This is a genomic window from Haloarcula sp. CBA1122 (assembly GCF_009741785.1).
Lineage (GTDB): Archaea > Halobacteriota > Halobacteria > Halobacteriales > Haloarculaceae > Haloarcula > Haloarcula hispanica.
This window is the reverse complement of record NZ_WPCB01000001.1, coordinates 77,980-94,977: the sequence shown is the minus strand read 5'-3', so window position 1 is coordinate 94,977 and position 16,998 is coordinate 77,980. Positions and strand designations below refer to the sequence as shown.

The following is a 16,998-nucleotide window of genomic DNA, read 5'->3' as shown; positions in this document are numbered from 1 at the left end:
CCTACCATCGTGGTTCTGTCGATATAAGTTGTTATACTGAATAAGAACATCCCAGATAATCAGACACCGGTTTCGTGGATACGCACATCTAAACTCGGACAACAGGCCGAAGGAGAAACTGTTTTAGGCAGTCCTAAACTATCGCTGGATACCCAAATGACGACCGCAAACCTGCAGAACGGAACAGCGGCCCGGTCCGCCGAGGGGCTGTCGAGCGATGCCATCGAAGCGGTGGCGTTCCTCGCCCGCTCGGAACACCGCCTTCGCGTCCTCGAACTCTTGTCTGACGGTCCCTGCAGTCGTGACGAACTGAGCGACCGGACGGGGGTGACGCGCGTGACGCTCAGTCGAATCCTCGGTGACTTAGAGGACCGTGACTGGATCACGCGACGGAACGGGGAGAAGGTGTACGCGCTAACCGGCCTGGGAAAGCTTGTTTACGACGATTTCACGCAGTTACTCGGGACGGTTTCCATCGGACAGGAGTATCCCGACGTCGTCCAGCGACTGCCGACAGACTGGTTCGACTTCGATCTGCGGTGTCTCGCCGAGGGACAACTCGTGGCCGACCAGAGTGCCGACCCACTCGCCGCGGCCCGCATCGTCGCTAACGCTATCCAGAACGCGTCGTCGTTCCGCTCGCTCCTAGGAACGTTCATCGCGCTCCCGATGTACACGTACGAGGAGGCGGTACGGGCAGGCAACGAAGCGGATGGGACCGTCGTGTTCGACACCGACCTGACCGAGACGATGCTTTCAGACGCTGACCTCCGTGGCCGCTGGCAGACTATCGAGGCCGCGACGGCGTCCGTGACGTACTACAGTCTCGACGAATCTGTTCCCTGCAGTATCGACCTCATCGACGGCGAAACGGTGTTTCTGACCATCGACCGGGAGCGCGACATCGGATTCGATATCATCCGCTGTACGCACCCCGATGTGATCGGGTGGGCAGCAGGAGTAATCGACGAGGCCCAAACGGCGGCCGCTCCGCTCAGCCACCACACTGACACCGCCGATACTTGAATACGGCCTGAATCGCCCACGCGATATGTATTAGACGGTACAATTGTCAGAGATGTTTTGGCCGAAGTGTCACTCGCCGTCCGTGTTGGTATAACTGTTGTTTGAGTAATCGATAGCTCTTAACACATGACAAGGTAGATATGTTATATGGCCCCGCATCGACTCCACCACCTCGCCCTCCTCTGTCTGGTCTGTGCGTCGCTCCTCGTCACTGCCATGCCCGCTGGTGCAGCGCCGCCGCCGCGGCCGCTGTGTGACGCCTGCGGTGACACGTTCGAATCGACGGCCGAGTCCCACGGCGTCTCGGTCACTGTCACCCACAGCAACGCTACCGTCGCCGTCAACGCCAACGGAAGCGCAACGTGGGTCGTCCACAACCGCCTGTCCGACTCAGATGGGGTTGCACGTCTCCGGGCGAACGAGAGCCTCCGAACCGCTATCGCCGACAGAGCGATGTGGGACACCGAGCTTCTGAGCGCGAACGTCTCCGGCGACGGCGTCATAACGCTGCGCTACCGCGAGGCCGATTTCGCCGAGCAGTCTGTCGGCGGGGCGGTCCGCACTGGCGAGTTTACCGAACTACGGCTATCGAAACCTCGACGGCCTCGGCGCTGACCGCCTCGTCATCGTTGCCCCCGATGGGATGCGAGTCGGGCGGACCATTGACGGCGCGACCGTCTCAGACGACGGCCAGCGGATGACGCTGACCGAACTGAATGACGGGCGTGTCGTGACGTTCGTCCCCCGTGATACGGCCGTTGGGCCGGTGTTGAGTCTCCTCGCGGTCGGAACACTTCTCGGTCCCGTGATGGCGGTGAAGGCGCTCGCATACATCACGCTCCCCGCAGCGGTGTTTACCCTCTTGATCGGCGCGGCCGCTGGAGGGCTCTCTTGGCTCGATTGGGACCTCAAACGAGTCCGGGACTCCGCAGGCGTCGCATTCGCCGGGTTCGGCGCGTTAGCGACTGCCCTGTCGCTGCTTGGAGCGACGGGCGTTTTGCGGTTGGGTGGGATAGCGGCACCGCTGTTCGGTGGTGGCACTGCGCTGTTCGTGTGTGGAATAGCACTTTCACAGCGGCGTGTCCGTGAGCGCGCGAGCTATCGTGCGGTCGTTGGCGGTGCAGTAGTCGGAGCGAGCATCGCGCTGGGAGCGACGATAGTGGCGGCTCCGATGGTCGTCACGGACGGATTCACGCCCCCGGTGTCGGCGCTGTTAGTTCTTGGACCCGCGTTCGTGCTTCTCCCGGCCGGGTACGCAGTCGGCCACGGGAACCGTCGGTTAGCGATGAAAACGGCCGCTATCGGGTTCGTACTGTCGATGCTACCGGTACTCCCGGTACTGCCTGCGCCGTTCGGACTGGGCGTGCTTTTTGTCCCTATTGCCACAGCCAGCGCCGCCGTCGTTGCTATCGCCGGCCTCCCGATATTCCTCACCGGCGTCTCGCTCGGCGTTCCATCATCGGCCCACTGACCGATCCGCAGGCTACAGTCGCAGTGAGTTGCTCAGCCGTGTGTGGCTGTGACACTTCGTATCTTATTACTCGACAGGTACTGACTGATAGCGTCGGTGTCACCTGATTGTGGCTGTGTTGCCATCAATACATAAGCGGGCGTACCGAACGACCGTACACGATGTCACAGACGTATCACAGCCGTAGCCTCGACGACGAGATTTCGGAACACCGGGACCCTGCTCACGACGTCGACCCGCTCTTCGTTAATCGCTGGTCGCCGCGTGCGATGGCTGGTGATTCGCTTGCTGAAGATGACCTGCTGCCGCTGTTTGAAGCCGCGCGCTGGGCACCGTCCGCATTCAACAATCAGCATTGGCGATTCGTCTACGCCACCCGTGAGGACGACGAATGGGAGTCGTTCCTCGGCCTGCTGAACGAAGCCAACCGCTCATGGGCACGCAATGCTGGCGCGCTCATCGCCGTTTTCTCGAAGGTCACCCTCGAGCACAACGGCGAGTCCGCTGGGACGCGTTCGTTCGATACCGGTGCTGCGTGGCAGAATCTCGCTCTGGAGGGCGCCCGGCGCGACTTGGCTGTTCACCCGATGGCGGGCTTCGACTGGGATCGGATCCACGAAGCTCTGGGCGTCCCAGAAGACGAATTCGACGCCGAAGCAATGATCGCCGTCGGTGAACGGGCTGATCCCGAGACGTTACCTGAGGACCTCAAAGAGCACGAAAAGCCGAGCGGTCGGAAACCACTTGACGAAATAGTCTTCAGCGGCCAGTTCGAATGAGCGATGGACTGAGATCTAAACACTAGCCTGAACGTTCACACTGGCCGTGGCGAGATCAGGACTCCCGACGATGATATCGAATTAACCGGTAGTCCTGAGAAGTGGATTAGCGGACCGGAACGCGATTACGAACCGATTGGGACGGTCTCGTGTTCCGTGCAGACCTGTTCCATTGAGTGACTGGACGATATTTCGACGGCTCCCGTCTCCAAGTAGCTACTCTTATACCTGTGGCCGTCAGAGGTATCGTATAGGCGGCCACAGCGGTGGGGTTGCCTCCCGTACCCATCCCGAACACGGAAGATAAGCCCACCAGCGTTCCGGGGAGTACTGGAGTGCGCGAGCCTCTGGGAAATCCGGTTCGCCGCCACCATTCATATCTGTTCATACGAACTGGCGAGCGACGCGGCCTCGCTGTAGGACAGTCGCGCCGCGGAGACCAGCATCACAGCAAGGTCAAGTTCCGGAGCACTCAGCCTGAATCGGTCAGTTTCGCTCGAAGCCGAATCCCTCATCACCGCCATCTCGCTGGACGGTCAGTACTGCGTTTTCGGATTCGTCCGTGACGGCCGCAGTCACCGAGCCCGTGACGAACTCCCGGAGGCGGCTCTGGGTCGGTTTGCCCATCACTGTGACATTGTAGTGAGCGGACTCGTTGATAATTGCCTCCGCGACATCGGGTGCTTCGAGATGCCACGTATCTACTGTGACTGCCTCGGGGAGGCGGCTTCGTGCTGTTTCGAACAGCGTCGATGCTCGTGCCACCGCAGTCTCGTCTTTCGTTTCGGACACATGGAAGAGGTCGACAGGTGCATCTGCACCCATCGCTAACGCGCCGCCGACGACAACGCCGAGGGCGGAATGCGTGCCCTCTGCAATCGGGACAAGTACCGACGAAATTCCCGAGTCAGCCCGTGAGTACGTGACTGAGACGACATCACACGATGCTTTCTTTCGCATCCGGTCGGCTGCGTCACCTCGGAGCCCCTCGCCGAATAATTCGGGCGTGTGCTCGTCCAGTACAGCCAACTGGACGTGGCGCTGCTGTGCGACGTTGATTGCTGTCTTGAGTGGCGTGTCGGTCTCTTCGACGATCAAATGCGCGTCAGCGGTGTGCGTCTCGTCCAGTCGCGCCTGCAGTAGCTTTCGACCGACGGACGTGGTCTCCGAACTCCGGGTAGCATCACCCGTGAACAGATCGAGAACGAGCAGTTCCCCGCCGACACCGTCTGCAATGTTCAGTGCCGTCTCGAACGTGAAGTCGTCGTGTGTCCCGAAAATCGGATAGAGGATTCGTTGTGGTGGCGCGGTATCGGACCGCTCCAGAAACTCCTGCAGACTAGTTTCAGCGTGAGCCATGCTACGTACTGATTGTTTATCCGCAATAAATACGCCGGTAGATTGTGCATACCGTAGTATGTATCGAATGAAATCCATATTCGCCAAAGAGCGGCGGCAGCGACACCCGAGCACAAGCGAGCGTAGTGAATGGTGACCCGTAGACCGGAACTCGGGGCCAGTTCGGTTGCAAAAGCTGTCCCGATGAATAGTCCAGCGGAAATGTAGTTTGCCGCTTCCAGAGTTCCGGACGCCGACCCGGCCTGGATACCAGTATTTGAGAACCGCACGACCGCTGTGCACCGCCACAAACGTTATCACGCTGTCAGCGTCAGCATCCGCTCGTCGTGATTTCGAACCACAGGCCGGCGTCCGTCGCGCTCAGGGGAAAAAGGGATTGGCACGCACCCTGTAGTCCCCGTATGAGTCGGCGTCTCGACGAAATCGACAGGCGCATCATCCACGCGCTGCAGCAGGACGCTCGGAACATCTCGGCCCCGATGGTCGCGGAGGAGATGGACGTCTCTCCGGGGACGATTCGCAACCGCATCAATCAGCTCGAAGATGCGGGCATTATCAAGGGGTATCACGCCGATATCGACTACGAGCGGTGTGAGAGTCGCTTGACCAATCTGTTCGTCTGTAACACCTCTGCGAGCGAGCGGGAGAACCTGGCCAGAAAGGCGCTCACGGTCCCCGGTGTGGTGAACGTTCGGGAACTCCGGACCGGCCGCGGCAACCTCCAGATCAAGGCCGTCGGCGAGGAAATGAGTGACCTCACTCGGATCGCCCACCAGCTCAGCAAGCTCGGCCTGGAGATCGAGGACGAGGACCTGATTCAGGAGGAGTATTTCACGCCCTACGAACCGTTCGGGCCGGACGGCGCGAGCAAGCAGGGGGCGATGACCGACATGGTGTCACTCTCCGGCGGCGCGGAAGTGGTCGACGTGACCGTCAGTCCGGAAGCCCCGATTGTGGACACGACACTTCGTGATGCGAACGAACAGTCACTACTCGACGAAGAGGTCCTTATCATCGCTATCGAACGAGGTGACGAGATGATTACGCCGAAAGGCGATACAGAAATCCGTGCCGGCGACCTTATCTCCGTGTTTGCTCGGGACGGGGTACCCGAGTCGACGCTGGACGCGTTCGGTGAGACGAACGAACCGATTACGCCGTCGTAAACCCTGTCTGGTGACCGTTCTCCCGACGCAGGGTTTTGTACTGAATTGCACATCGCGCTTTTTTTGACCGCGTTCGAGCAGGCAGCCACTACAAGCGCTGATACCATATTCCAATTGACAGTATTTCGGAGTGCTGAATTTAGTAGGCATAAAATACGTATTCAGTAGTTAATCGGCAACACTTATTATGAGTCAGTATTCTAGCAGTGACTACGATCTCAGCAACAGCAGGGATAGGAGGCCGGAAGATGCGCCGACTGTCCGTACGAGGTACGCAACGAATATATGACTGTACTCGATACCCAACCGCCTGAAAGCGTCCCCGAGGAAGCGATCACTGCACTGCAGGACAGTAGTGACAGCCAACTCAGCGATATTGTCCATTACGCACAGCAGTTGCTCCGCGAACACCCGCCGCTCACTGAGGCTATCGAAGCCCGGGAGGGCGAGACACTCGTTCGGACGGAGGGCCACGGGGCATACACGATTGTCGTCGTCGAACGGCCTGACGAGACCGGAGAGGGGCGTGGCCCCTTCGCCTACCGTGTCCAGTGGGAACCCGATATCGAGGGTGAGGGCGGCAAGTACCGGTGGCACTATCTCGGGGAAGTCTTCGATTCGGAGCGGACGGTGAGTGAGGCGTGATCCCTGGTGTCTGCGGATTTTACAGCACCTAGCACACAGAACATATGTACATAATCACTGTCGGAGCAGGCGATATCGGAACGCCGCTCATCGAGATTGCAACGGGAACCGGAAACGAAGTCGTCGTCATCGAGCGGGACGCGGCGAGGGCGGACGAAGTCGCCAGCGAGTTCGACTGTATGGTCCTCAACGCGGATGCGACCGTCAAAGAGACGCTTGAGGATGCCGGTGCCGACCGCGCGGATGCCATCATCACGACGACGGACCAGGATGCGACCAACGTCATGGTGTCCCTCCTGGCACAGGAGCTGGAAATCCCCGCAATCGTCTCGGTCGTCCACAATCCGGAGCACATGAACCTCTTTAAGCAGATCGGCGTCAATACGATAGAGAACCCACAGCGCCTCATTGCGGAGTCACTCTTCCGGTCCGTCGACCGGCCATCGATTGTTGACTACATGCGGGTCGGCGACGTTGCCGAAGTGTTCGAGATCACAGTCACCGAGGCGGCACCGATTGCCGGGCTGACACTCATTGAAGCCGACGAGAAGGGATTGTTGGATGCCGATACGCTCGTTGTCGCGATTGAACGGAAAGACGCCGACGCACCCATCACGCCCCGAGGGCAGACCCGTATCGAAGCAGGCGACCTGTTGACGGTGTACTCCGGATCAGGGGCGACGCCCGAGGTGACGGACATCTTCGGCCATTACGAAGACCACGCAACGAACGATTCGAACGGGTTCGGCCTATGAGCAGTCCGTTGCCCACCACTCTGAGAATCCGGTGACCGATATGCCGATGATGAGACTTCGATTACGCCGCTGTTTCCGCCTCGGTTGTCGGCCTAGTCGTTATTGCTAACATGATTGTAAACGGACGAACCGTCGGACGTGACGTCGGTCGCATCGTGCAAGCCATATCGTTGATGATGGTGATCTCGGTTCTCGTCGCAGCGGTAAACGGCGAGTTCTTCGCGGTTCCGGCCTTCATCATCTCGGCGCTCGTCATGGCCGCTCTCGGGAGCGGACTCGTCTGGCGCTATCAGGACGCCGAGCCGCCGGAGAAACGCGAGGCGATGGTCACCGCAGCCACAGCATGGGGACTTATCGGTATCCTCGGCGGCCTCCCGTTCCTCCTCATCGCATGGACCATCCAGCTCGACCCGCTCCCCGTCTGGATGAACACGCCAGCGATGGATGAGACCACAGCTGTGTTTCTCAACCCGCTGGATGCCGTGTTCGAAAGCATGAGCGGTTTCACCGGAACCGGGCTTACGGTGGCCGAAACCGAAGAGCAACTGCCGCGGTCGCTGCACTGGTGGCGGTCGTTCATCGAGTGGGTCGGTGGCGTCGGCGTGATTGTCCTGACCGTCGCTATTCTTCAACGCGGCGGCGGGAGCAGTGGCTCGTATACGCTCTACGAGAGTGAGGCCCGCTCCGAGAAGATTCATCCGAGCATCGTCACCACCGTCCGGGAGATCTGGAAGATCTTCGTCGGACTGACACTCGGCTCGATTGCCCTGTTCCTGCTGGCTGGCATGCCGTTATGGGACGCTATCAACCACGGGATGACCGGTATTGCGACGGGCGGCTTCTCCGTTCACTCGGCGTCGATTGGCTTCTACGACAGCCCGTTGATCGAGTACGCGACGGTGCCCGTCATGGTCGCGGGTAGTATCGCCTTCCCCATCCACTATCTGATCTTCAAAGGCGAAATACGGAACCTGTACGCCGACTTACAGACCCGGTGGGTGTTTATCTGGTTTACCGCTGGCTCCCTCGTCCTGACGGGGATTCTATACGCGAACGGTCAGTACGCGACACTCGAAGAGACGTTCAGGGTTGCGCTGTTCCAGTTCGTCTCCGCGACCTCAAACACCGGCTTCGGAAGCGCGTCAATCGGCGGCGGGACCGAGCAGGTATGGAGTGCGGGCGCGACACTGTGGGCCTGTCTCGGGATGCTCACTGGCGGTGCAGCAGGGTCGACAGTCAGCGGCCTCAAACTCATCCGAGTGGTAACATTAGTCAAGGGGACCGTCTGGCAGATACAGGACGTGTTCCGCCCGCAAACCGCTATCAAGTACTTGCAGATCGGCGAACGCCGTCTCAGCGAAGAACAGGCACAGCGCGAGTACACCGAAGCGACGGTCGTGTTCATCCTCTGGATTACGTTCCTCGTCATCGGTGTCGCGGTCCTGCTCCGCGTTCTCTCACCGGCTCACCCGCTCGAATACGTCATTTTCGACGTGATGAGCGCACAGAGCAACGTCGGCCTCAGCAGTGGCATCACTGGGCCAGATATGCCCGACACTGCGAAGGCTATGCTGATACTCAATATGTGGGTCGGCCGGCTCGAAATCATTCCCATCGCCGTACTGATCGGGTCGGTCCTGCAGCGACTCGATTTGTACCGACGCGGGTGACCAGTGCATCCACGCGAACGTAGCGCGGACTACAAGACACCGAGTTCGAACACTGCGAGATAAATCTGTCCGCCGCCGGCTACTATCATCACGACGGCTGCAAGCTGGTGCATTCGTTGCAGGTGCGTACCAACGGTGCGCCAGAGTTCAATGCCAGCGCCCGCAAGGAGTGTCACACCGACAAGCGGAATTGCTACCCCGAGCGCGTACACCGCCAGTACGAGAACGCTTGTGCGGAGTGGCAACGCGAGGGCCTGAGAGACCACACCGAAGAACAACGGGACGACACAGCCCGCTGCAGCGACCGCGTACACAGCACCGAACACACCGAACCCGGTTACCGACGCCGGTCGTGCTGGTAACGGGACGCGGAGTTCTGGCTCACTGTTCAGGAGCATCACGACGCCGAACGCGATCAGACCGAGTCCGATTACCGGTTCGAGCATCGGGAGTGCGTTTTTCAGTGGCTGCCCGAGTGCGAGGACGAGCAGCGCGACGAGGGTAAGCGCAAGGAGTGCCCCACCAGCAGCGGCGGTGGCAGGTGGTAGCATACCGACATCTCGGTCGCTCTCGTTCATGTAGTACCCGATATACCCCGGGAGCAGCGGGAACGCACACGGCGCGAAAAACGTCGTGATGCCTGCGCCCGCGGCGAACGCGAGTGTCCCGAGTACGGCAGCTCCGGCCATCTCACACCAGTGCGTCGAGTTCGTCTCGAAGCGTCCCTTCCCCGGCGAGTCCGCTGTGGCCGAACTGGACGGTCCCGCTCTCGTCAGTAATCGCAATGTACGGGAGTCCGTCCGCCCCGAGTGCCGCCAGCAACTCGCTTCCGGGGTCGAGGCCGACAGTCCAGACACCGCCGTTCCGGTTCCACCACGCGCTGATGTCAGCCCTCGTCAGTGTCTCGCTGGGCCGCTCGTTCGTCACTGAGACGAACGACACGTCAGTGTACTCGGGCTGCATCGCGTTTAGTATCCGGAGTTGGTCGTCACAGGGCGCACACCACGTAGCGAAGAGGTCGATCACCGTGACAGTTCCCGGGGTCGGCACGGCTGTCTCGCCTGCCGACGAGCCGTGTGCATCTAGCGTCTCCACGCGGATCGGAAGCTGTTCTGTGTTCCCGGTCTGGCTACCCGACAGCCCGTTCTGGGCAACCCATAGACTCCCACCGGTGAGACCGAGCCCTGCCATCGCTGCCACGACCTGTCGGCGGTTCACGCGTTTCTCACCGTGTTCAGGTCGGAAATGATGGTTTCTTCGTCCGGCGACTTCGAGCGGTAGGCACGCTCGACGAACCCATCAGCGTTGACCAGGAGCGTCAGTGCTGTGTGCGTGAACATGTACATATCCATGTCCTCGGGTTCGGTGCGCTGGAACACGACCCCGAACTGTTCCTGTATGACATCCTTGGCTCGCTGCTTCGACGCTGGCCGAAGGAACTGCCAGTTCTCGCTATCGACATCGACGTTCATCTCGTCCGCGTACGCCCCGAGTCGTTCTGCAGTGTCACGAGCGGGGTCGAAGGTCATCGGGAGGAACCGGACCGCATCAGCGTAGCCGTTGTTCTGTGCGTGGCTCTGAATGTTCCGCTGGGTCGAGATGAGAACGGGGCACACGGTCTGGCAGTGGCTGTAAAAAAACGTGAGGAGGGCTGGGGTTTCAACGTCGCGCAGTCGAATCTCTGTGGATTCGGCCGGCGCAGGGACACTCACGTCCGGAATCTGCTCGCCCCACGCAGGATACGGAACGTCGCTGCTCTCGAACTCGCGGTCGGGCTCTTCGAGGACGACATCGGGGTTCGAATCCCCGAAGCGACCACCACCGAGACACCCGGCGACTCCAACAATCGTTCCAACCGCACCGGTCGATTTGAGAACCGTCCGTCGGCGCATATGCGGTACTTGCGCCCTCTAATATTTGGCTAATCTGGTGTGACTGTCGTAAACCGTCTCGCGCCTGCTTTCGCGTGGTTTCGGACTCTGGGAACGGTAAAAGTACAGCGAAGCAAAGGAAATGGATTCCGGCCCGGTGTGACTCCGGTGCCTTGGAGTGACTCCTGTATTGGGAGTACGTATCACAGCTTACCGAGAAGCCGTGTACCTCGAACTATCTGGCGATCACAGCCGTGTATTACAGTTCCTCCCGAAGGATACTGGCCGTTCGCAGTGTGGCACCGTCGGCGTCTCCGGACGCCCACTGAACCGATATGTCGTCCTCACTGTACCGTGAGATAACATGGACGTGAGCGTGGCAGGCGTCTATCCGTGGTCGGTGGTGAACTGAACCCGGGAGGGCTATCATGCACCACCGACCACTTAGCCGACTGGGTGAGTTACTCGTCCTCGTCCTCCGGAGCGGGTTCGCGCTGGACCACGAACACTGGCCCGAGAAATCGCTCGGCGATCTGGTCGGCAGGCATCCCGAACACGAACGTCGCCAGGGACGGGTCGGTTTCACCCATGACAACCGTATCGAACGAGTCAGCTATGTCTGCAATCGCGTCGAGGGGATCCTGATCGCGGTCGATACGGGTCTCGACCCTCAAGGGGTCCATCCCGAACTCCGCCAACCGATCCGCCATCCCCCCGAGGAGTGTCTGGATATCGTCGTCCGTCGTGTCTTCATCCGCAACGTGATACAACGTTACGTCGGCGTCCATCTCTCCGAACACACTCGCGACGACACGGGCGAGGCGATCAACCCCGATGGCCCCGCGGACTGGGACTAGCACGTCTTCGACCGGCCCCGTCGCGTTCGGAACGAGGACAGCCATGCAGTCGTGCTCAGCAATCATACGGTCGATGGTCTTCTGGCCGTCGTGGGTGAACACGAGCCGCCGCTCGACAGTGGCTCCGGCTCCCTCGAACATGGCTTCGTAGTCATCGAGCCGTTCCAGGGCCCGGTCCTCGAACTGCATCCGCGCCTGTCCGGGAGCAGTCTGTTCCGGGATGACGTGATACCCCAGCAGGACAACGTGAGCGTGTGCGAGAAGTTCGGGGACACCCTCGGGGACCGATTCCCCTTCGAGCACGCGGAGCGGAACGAGTATTGATGGTCGGTCCGTCATAATCAGATGTCTCCTTTGAGTGTCACGTCCCCAGCGTAATAACGGTACCAGAGATACGAGGCGAGCATGACCACGATGCCGATACCGATTGACGCGGGCTGCATGAAGACGATTAGTCCGAAACTCGCGAGCGCGCCCACGACCGGGACCACCGGATAGCCCGGCACCTGATAGCTTGGCGAGTACCATTCCGGGTTCCGACGGCGCAACACGATCAGGGCGATACACATCAGCCCGTACATAATCAGGTGGAGGAACGAAGCGACTTCGGCGAGGAGTTCGACCCGCCCAGTCGCGACGAGGACGAGGATCGGGCCGCCAGCGGAGAGCAGTGCGACGTGTGGTGTGCCGTAGCGGAGGTTGACCTCGCTCGCCTTTCTGGGGAGCAACGCATCGCGGCTCAGAGCGTACACTGCCCGCGAGGCACTGAGAATCGACGCGTTCGCGCTCGAAAACGTCGCCAACAGCCCGGCACCCAGGATCGCGACCGCACCGGGTAGCCCGAGGAAGTCACGGGCGACTTCGACCATCGCAGTCTCCCCGAATTCCCCCAGCCGATCAGCACCGAACGCGCTGGTCGCGACGAAAATCGTGACAACATAAAAGACGGTAACGATCAGGACCGAGCCGACCATCGCCAGCGGGAGGTTCCGACCCGGTTGCTTGATTTCACCCGCGACAGTTGCGACCTGAGCGAACCCCAGATACGACGTGAACACGAGCGCAGCGGTCGTCAATACTGGGAGGTACCCTTTCGAGAAGAACTGCTCCGGCACGGTGCCGCCACCGAATACGCCAACAGCGTCGAGGACACCGTAGGAAAGGAAGCCCGTGAGTACGACGAGGAGAACCCCGACCACCACGTTCTGAATCTTCGCGGTATTTTCCGTGCCGCCGATACTCAATGCAGTCAGTGCGGCCCCGAACAACAGTCCGATGCCGATGACCGGACTGAACGGGAGCGCGACGTTGAGCTCGGCGAACACAGCGCTCGCGTAGTGACCGAGCCCGACCAGATAGAACGCCGAAGCGAACATCAGGCCCAGCCACAGCCCGAGGCCGACGATTGCGCCGTAGGCCGTCCCCATCCCCCGCGAGATGAAGTAGTAGCCGCCACCACTTCGGGGCATCGCCGTGGCGAGTTCGGAGGTCGGCAGCGCCACAAGCAACGCGATCAGGCCGCCGATCGCAAAGGAGAGCGTGGCTGCGAGCCCAGCGTTGGCGGCCGCCAGCCCTGGAAACACGAAGATTCCGGCCCCGATCATCGTCCCGATTCCGATTGCCAGCCCGCCAACGAGCCCGATAGTCCGTTCGAGTTCGACGTCGTCGTGGACGACCGCGTCGTCGGTGACGGATTCCGGCTCCTCGGCGGGTGCCTCACCGGCGACGTTCTCGCCTCCCGGTTCGACGTCGACAGGCTGGTCAGTCATATGACAGGGATAGTTTCACCTGTCGGATAAAACCGCCGACGGAATGTGTGACCGACGCCGCGGGTAGCACTGGTCGGCGGCCTCGTACAGGATGAAACCTCTCAGCACCGAAGACAGATGAACAGGCCATTATGCCTGTATCCGAAATGGTCCGTAGAGGATCATATTCATGGTCTCGCTGCTTCTCGTCCTCGGCTTACTCGTCGCCGGGTTTGTGGGATTTAACATCGGCGGTTCGTCAACAGGCGTCGCGTTCGGGCCGGCTGTCGGGAGCAAGCTGGTCAGAAAGGTAACAGCGGCGGCACTGTTCAGCGTGTTCGCGTTCATCGGAGCGTGGACAGTCGGCCGCAACGTCATCGTCACGATGAGCGAGGGGATCGTACCGGCCGCACAGTTCACCCCGGTAGCCGGTGTCGGCGTCCTGTTTTTCACTGGCCTCTCGCTGCTGGTTTCAAACATCTATGGCGTCCCCGCCTCGACCTCGATGACGGCTGTGGGGGCGATTGTGGGGCTCGGACTCGCGACGGGATCGCTCAACGAGGCGTTGATGTTTACAATCGTCTCCGCGTGGATCGTCGCCCCGCTCATCGGCCTCGTCATCGGGGCGGCCATCGGTCGGTACGCCTATCCGCAACTCGAAGCTCGACTGTCGTTTACGCGCCTCGAACGGCAGTTGGTACAGATCGACCGGTCGGGCCGGTTCCCCCGCCTCCGCCTCAACAAAAACGCGTCCCCCCGTGACCTCATCGGGTCGCGCTGGTGTTGGCCATCGCCTGTTACATGGGTTTCAGCGCGGGGGCCTCGAACGCTGCGAACGCAGTCGCCCCGCTGGTCGGCAACGGGGCCGTCAGTATCGATCAGGGCGTGCTCCTCGCGGTCGCAGCCATCAGCCTCGGTGGGTTCACCATCGCCAGACGCACTCTCGCAACCGTCGGCGACGGCATTACTGACCTACCGATTCTGGCAGCCCTCATCGTCTCCTCCGTCGGTGCGACGATCATCACCGTCCTCTCGTACTACGGCATTCCGGCGAGCCTCGCGGTGAGCACGACCTGCTGTATCATCGGTCTAGGGTGGGGCCGAGCGAGTCGCGCTGTCACGCTTACGGAACTCGCGACGCCACCATCCGAGTCCAAGCCGGGGCCGAATCTCAGTACTGGCGCTCTCGCCGCCCCATCAACCGAGGAAGAGAAGCCAGCGGGTCCAACTGTGGGCGAACTCGCAGCCGGAGAGTCCCCTACCCCCGAGACGTCTCCATCAGTCCCAGCCATTGGCGAGGAGGACATCGAGGAACTGACCGCCGAGAACCTGTTCGATCCGGCAGCGACGAGCCGGATCGTCATTCTCTGGGTCCTCACGCCGTCGCTGTCTGTCGTCGGGTCGTACCTCCTCTTCGCTCTCCTGCTGTGAGCCGGTCATCCGACCGGCCCCGTCGGTGATTTGGGAAGTACTTGGACCCAGGGGCCGCCCTCGGTCCGCAGGAGAGCCCGTCAGACGAATGTCGACTGGAACCGACTGATGTTCTCGTCGATTCCGGCGACGATGAGTTCGTCCCCGGATTCGATCACGAACGACGCGGCAGGGTTCGTGATGACACGCCCCTCCCGTTCGGCGGCGACGACGGTACAGCCGGTCCGGTTACGGATGTCGGCATCAGCGAGCGATTTGCCGACAGCGTCCGTGACTGTCGTTCGAATGAGTTTCAGTTGCGTTCCCGGGGAGAGGATTTCCTCATCGAGTACGATTGACGCGAGCATCCGCCCGCTGACGGCGGCGAGCGAGAGCACGTAGTCGGCACCGGCGCGGTACAGTTTCGACACGTTTTCGTGCTCGTTCGCTCGGGCGATGATTTCTATCCGGGGGTTCAGTTCACGAATCGCGAACGTCGCGAAGATAGCAGCCGTGTCGTCGGGCAACGCGAGGACGACAGTGCCGGCGTCCATAATGTCCGCCTTACGGAGGACATCGCGGTCCGTCGCATCGCCGACCACGTCGACCGTTGGGTGGTCCTCGGGGTCAATGGTCGTGTATTCGAACCCGGCATCTGTGAGCGAGCTCGTGACGGACCGTCCAACGACACCCATCCCCGCGATGACGACGTCTCCCCGACGGTGCCGGCCCTCGAACAGCGTCATCTCCTTCAACTGGTCGAGTTCCGTCTCTCGCCCGGTCGCAACGAGCACACTTCGGGCGTCAAATCGGACATCCGGCGGGGGTGGACTGTGGAAATTCCCCCGAACCCACACCCCGATGATGGCGGCACCTGTCCGCTCGAAGATACCGCTCTCGGCGATGGTCTGGCCGATCAGTTCGCTGCCGCTCTGGAGCGGGAACTCCGCGATGTCGAAGTCTTCGTCGATTTCGACGCCTTCGATAGCTTCGGGGTCGAACGTGCCGATGGCTTTGCCCGCGAGCTGTTCGCCCAGTATTCGCTTGGGCGAGAGGACATGATCGGCCCCGGCGAACCGATGGTAGTCCGCGGTGGTCGGATCTTCAGTCAGGCTGACCGTCCGTACCTCGGAATCGACCTCCCGAGCCGAGAGGAGGACGCTCGGATTGGTTTCGTCGTCGACGTTTGCGATCAGGGCGTCGGCGTGCTCGAGTCGGGCACGCTTGAGGGCCGCGTCCGACTCCGGATCTCCGGACATAACCGTATACCCTGCCGCGTGGAGTTCGTCCGCGGCTTCCCGATCCTGCTTGATGATGACGTACTGGACGCCGCGTGCGGTGAGTTCGTCGATGAGAACTTCTTCACGGGGCCCGTAGTTACAGAGGACGACGTGGTTATCGAGCCCACGAACCGAGGCGGGGGCACTGGAGGTGAACGCGTCCTCGAAGAGCGGGACCACGAGCACCGGGAGGGCCGCGAAAATAAGCACGAGTCCCGAGAGTGCCATGAGTGAGACGAGGTAGTTCATCTGCGGGCTCGTCCACGGGGCGTCCCCGCCGTAGCCGACGGTGGTGACCGTTTGAACGACGACCTCTACCGAGCGGTACAACGGCTGGGGCCGCCCCTCCCATGTAGCCATCCCGTAGTTGTAGAGAACCACGAACCCAGAGAGCACGCTGACGACGATGGCGAGATAATAGACGATGAGCCGCGTTCGCCGGTCCATGCTTCGGCATCAGGTGTCAGACCCATAATAGCCACTCCCGAGAGGGAGCGGTTCAATCACCGGTGAGCTGCCAACCGACTCATCATCGAGGTCATGGGGAGTGTGGCACTCGCCGAAAAGGGACTCGAATCGGGCGACCCGATCAAGCCCAAGGAACCGCTCGGTTCCACCGAGGAAGCCGAGACGCCCGCCGACGACTACCCTCACAGGCGTTCATATCGGTAGAGCAGTACAGCCCCGCAAACCGCTCTACCTCATCCTGATACCGGACCCCATGTCGCGTTTCCGATATCAGACGCTATCGGCGGTTTCCGATCCGTCGCTATCCCGCCGTGCGAGTAGGATGCCGGCAATGAAACAGGCAGCCCCCAGCCCGTAGAGGCCATAGCTCAGAGGTGCCGAGACGAGGAACCCTGCGACGATCAGTACTCCGAACGCGGCGTGCAGAATCGCAGTCTGGTTCACAGCCAGTGTAGCGGGTTCAGAAGCAAAAATGGCGCGGTACCGGCCTCGC

The 16,998-nt window shown here is 61.0% G+C and carries 15 protein-coding genes, 1 rRNA gene and 2 pseudogenes; 10 read left to right on the top strand and 8 right to left on the bottom strand.

Annotated features, from left to right (window positions below; genetic code table 11):
• Window positions 1-156: 156 nt before the first annotated feature.
• The 4 genes and pseudogenes from GJ630_RS00470 (at window position 157) to rrf (ending at window position 3,649) form a co-directional block, all read left to right on the top strand.
• On the top strand, window positions 157-1,026 hold the full coding sequence (locus GJ630_RS00470; RefSeq protein WP_014031111.1) for a winged helix-turn-helix domain-containing protein: 870 nt from the start codon (window positions 157-159) through the stop codon (window positions 1,024-1,026).
• Window positions 1,027-1,173: 147 nt separating this feature from the next.
• A pseudogene (locus GJ630_RS20440) lies at window positions 1,174-2,497 on the top strand (hypothetical protein).
• A 161-nt stretch (window positions 2,498-2,658) separates the two neighbouring features.
• Window positions 2,659-3,276 carry a nitroreductase family protein gene (locus GJ630_RS00460; protein ID WP_151147587.1) on the top strand — a complete coding sequence of 206 codons (618 nt, stop codon included), beginning with the start codon at window positions 2,659-2,661 and terminating at the stop codon, window positions 3,274-3,276.
• A gap of 250 nt (window positions 3,277-3,526) precedes the next feature.
• Window positions 3,527-3,649 (top strand): 5S ribosomal RNA (gene rrf / locus GJ630_RS00455).
• Between the two features lie 113 nt (window positions 3,650-3,762).
• Here rrf and GJ630_RS00450 read toward each other — a convergent pair.
• The gene (locus GJ630_RS00450) at window positions 3,763-4,635 is read right to left on the bottom strand and encodes a universal stress protein (RefSeq protein ID WP_014031108.1); all 873 of its coding nucleotides are present in this window, start codon (window positions 4,633-4,635) and stop codon (window positions 3,763-3,765) included.
• Between the two features lie 401 nt (window positions 4,636-5,036).
• Between GJ630_RS00450 and GJ630_RS00445 the strand changes: the two genes are divergently transcribed.
• From GJ630_RS00445 to GJ630_RS00430, 4 genes are all read left to right on the top strand, one after another.
• Window positions 5,037-5,801, top strand: a complete 765-nt coding sequence (locus GJ630_RS00445; RefSeq protein WP_014031107.1) for an Lrp/AsnC family transcriptional regulator — start codon at window positions 5,037-5,039, stop codon at window positions 5,799-5,801.
• Between the two features lie 285 nt (window positions 5,802-6,086).
• Window positions 6,087-6,446, top strand: a complete 360-nt coding sequence (locus GJ630_RS00440) for a hypothetical protein (RefSeq protein ID WP_191449110.1) — start codon at window positions 6,087-6,089, stop codon at window positions 6,444-6,446.
• Between the two features lie 44 nt (window positions 6,447-6,490).
• Complete coding sequence (locus tag GJ630_RS00435) at window positions 6,491-7,201, top strand: TrkA family potassium uptake protein (protein ID WP_191449109.1); 711 nt, start codon at window positions 6,491-6,493, stop codon at window positions 7,199-7,201.
• A 110-nt stretch (window positions 7,202-7,311) separates the two neighbouring features.
• Entirely contained in the window at window positions 7,312-8,871 is a 1,560-nt protein-coding gene (locus tag GJ630_RS00430; protein WP_014031104.1) for a TrkH family potassium uptake protein, read from the top strand.
• A 29-nt stretch (window positions 8,872-8,900) separates the two neighbouring features.
• Here the strand turns inward: GJ630_RS00430 and GJ630_RS00425 are convergent, their stop codons facing one another.
• The 5 genes from GJ630_RS00425 to GJ630_RS00405 form a co-directional block, all read right to left on the bottom strand.
• Window positions 8,901-9,560, bottom strand: a complete 660-nt coding sequence (locus GJ630_RS00425) for a cytochrome c biogenesis protein CcdA (RefSeq protein ID WP_014031103.1) — start codon at window positions 9,558-9,560, stop codon at window positions 8,901-8,903.
• A 1-nt stretch (window position 9,561) separates the two neighbouring features.
• Entirely contained in the window at window positions 9,562-10,089 is a 528-nt protein-coding gene (locus GJ630_RS00420) for a TlpA disulfide reductase family protein (RefSeq protein WP_050007886.1), read from the bottom strand.
• Entirely contained in the window at window positions 10,086-10,763 is a 678-nt protein-coding gene (locus GJ630_RS00415) for an SCO family protein (protein WP_014031101.1), read from the bottom strand. The genes GJ630_RS00420 and GJ630_RS00415 overlap by 4 nt, the downstream gene beginning before the upstream one ends.
• Window positions 10,764-11,203: 440 nt before the next feature.
• Complete coding sequence (locus GJ630_RS00410; protein ID WP_146417805.1) at window positions 11,204-11,938, bottom strand: universal stress protein; 735 nt, start codon at window positions 11,936-11,938, stop codon at window positions 11,204-11,206.
• 2 nt (window positions 11,939-11,940) lie between these two features.
• Complete coding sequence (locus tag GJ630_RS00405) at window positions 11,941-13,368, bottom strand: APC family permease (protein ID WP_008311883.1); 1,428 nt, start codon at window positions 13,366-13,368, stop codon at window positions 11,941-11,943.
• Between the two features lie 169 nt (window positions 13,369-13,537).
• On the opposite strand from GJ630_RS00405, the pseudogene GJ630_RS00400 reads away from it, so the two are divergent.
• Window positions 13,538-14,778 (top strand): annotated as a pseudogene (locus tag GJ630_RS00400) (inorganic phosphate transporter).
• Between the two features lie 80 nt (window positions 14,779-14,858).
• On the opposite strand, the gene GJ630_RS00395 reads toward GJ630_RS00400, so the two are convergent.
• On the bottom strand, window positions 14,859-16,484 hold the full coding sequence (locus GJ630_RS00395; RefSeq protein WP_191449108.1) for a TrkA family potassium uptake protein: 1,626 nt from the start codon (window positions 16,482-16,484) through the stop codon (window positions 14,859-14,861).
• Between the two features lie 102 nt (window positions 16,485-16,586).
• Here GJ630_RS00395 and GJ630_RS20250 point away from each other — a divergent pair, with 102 nt between their 5' ends.
• Window positions 16,587-16,709: a hypothetical protein gene (locus GJ630_RS20250; RefSeq protein ID WP_255355560.1), complete on the top strand. Its 123-nt coding sequence runs from the start codon at window positions 16,587-16,589 to the stop codon at window positions 16,707-16,709.
• A 66-nt stretch (window positions 16,710-16,775) separates the two neighbouring features.
• Here GJ630_RS20250 and GJ630_RS00390 read toward each other — a convergent pair whose 3' ends face one another.
• Complete coding sequence (locus tag GJ630_RS00390; RefSeq protein ID WP_014031096.1) at window positions 16,776-16,949, bottom strand: hypothetical protein; 174 nt, start codon at window positions 16,947-16,949, stop codon at window positions 16,776-16,778.
• Between the last annotated feature and the right edge of the window lie 49 nt (window positions 16,950-16,998).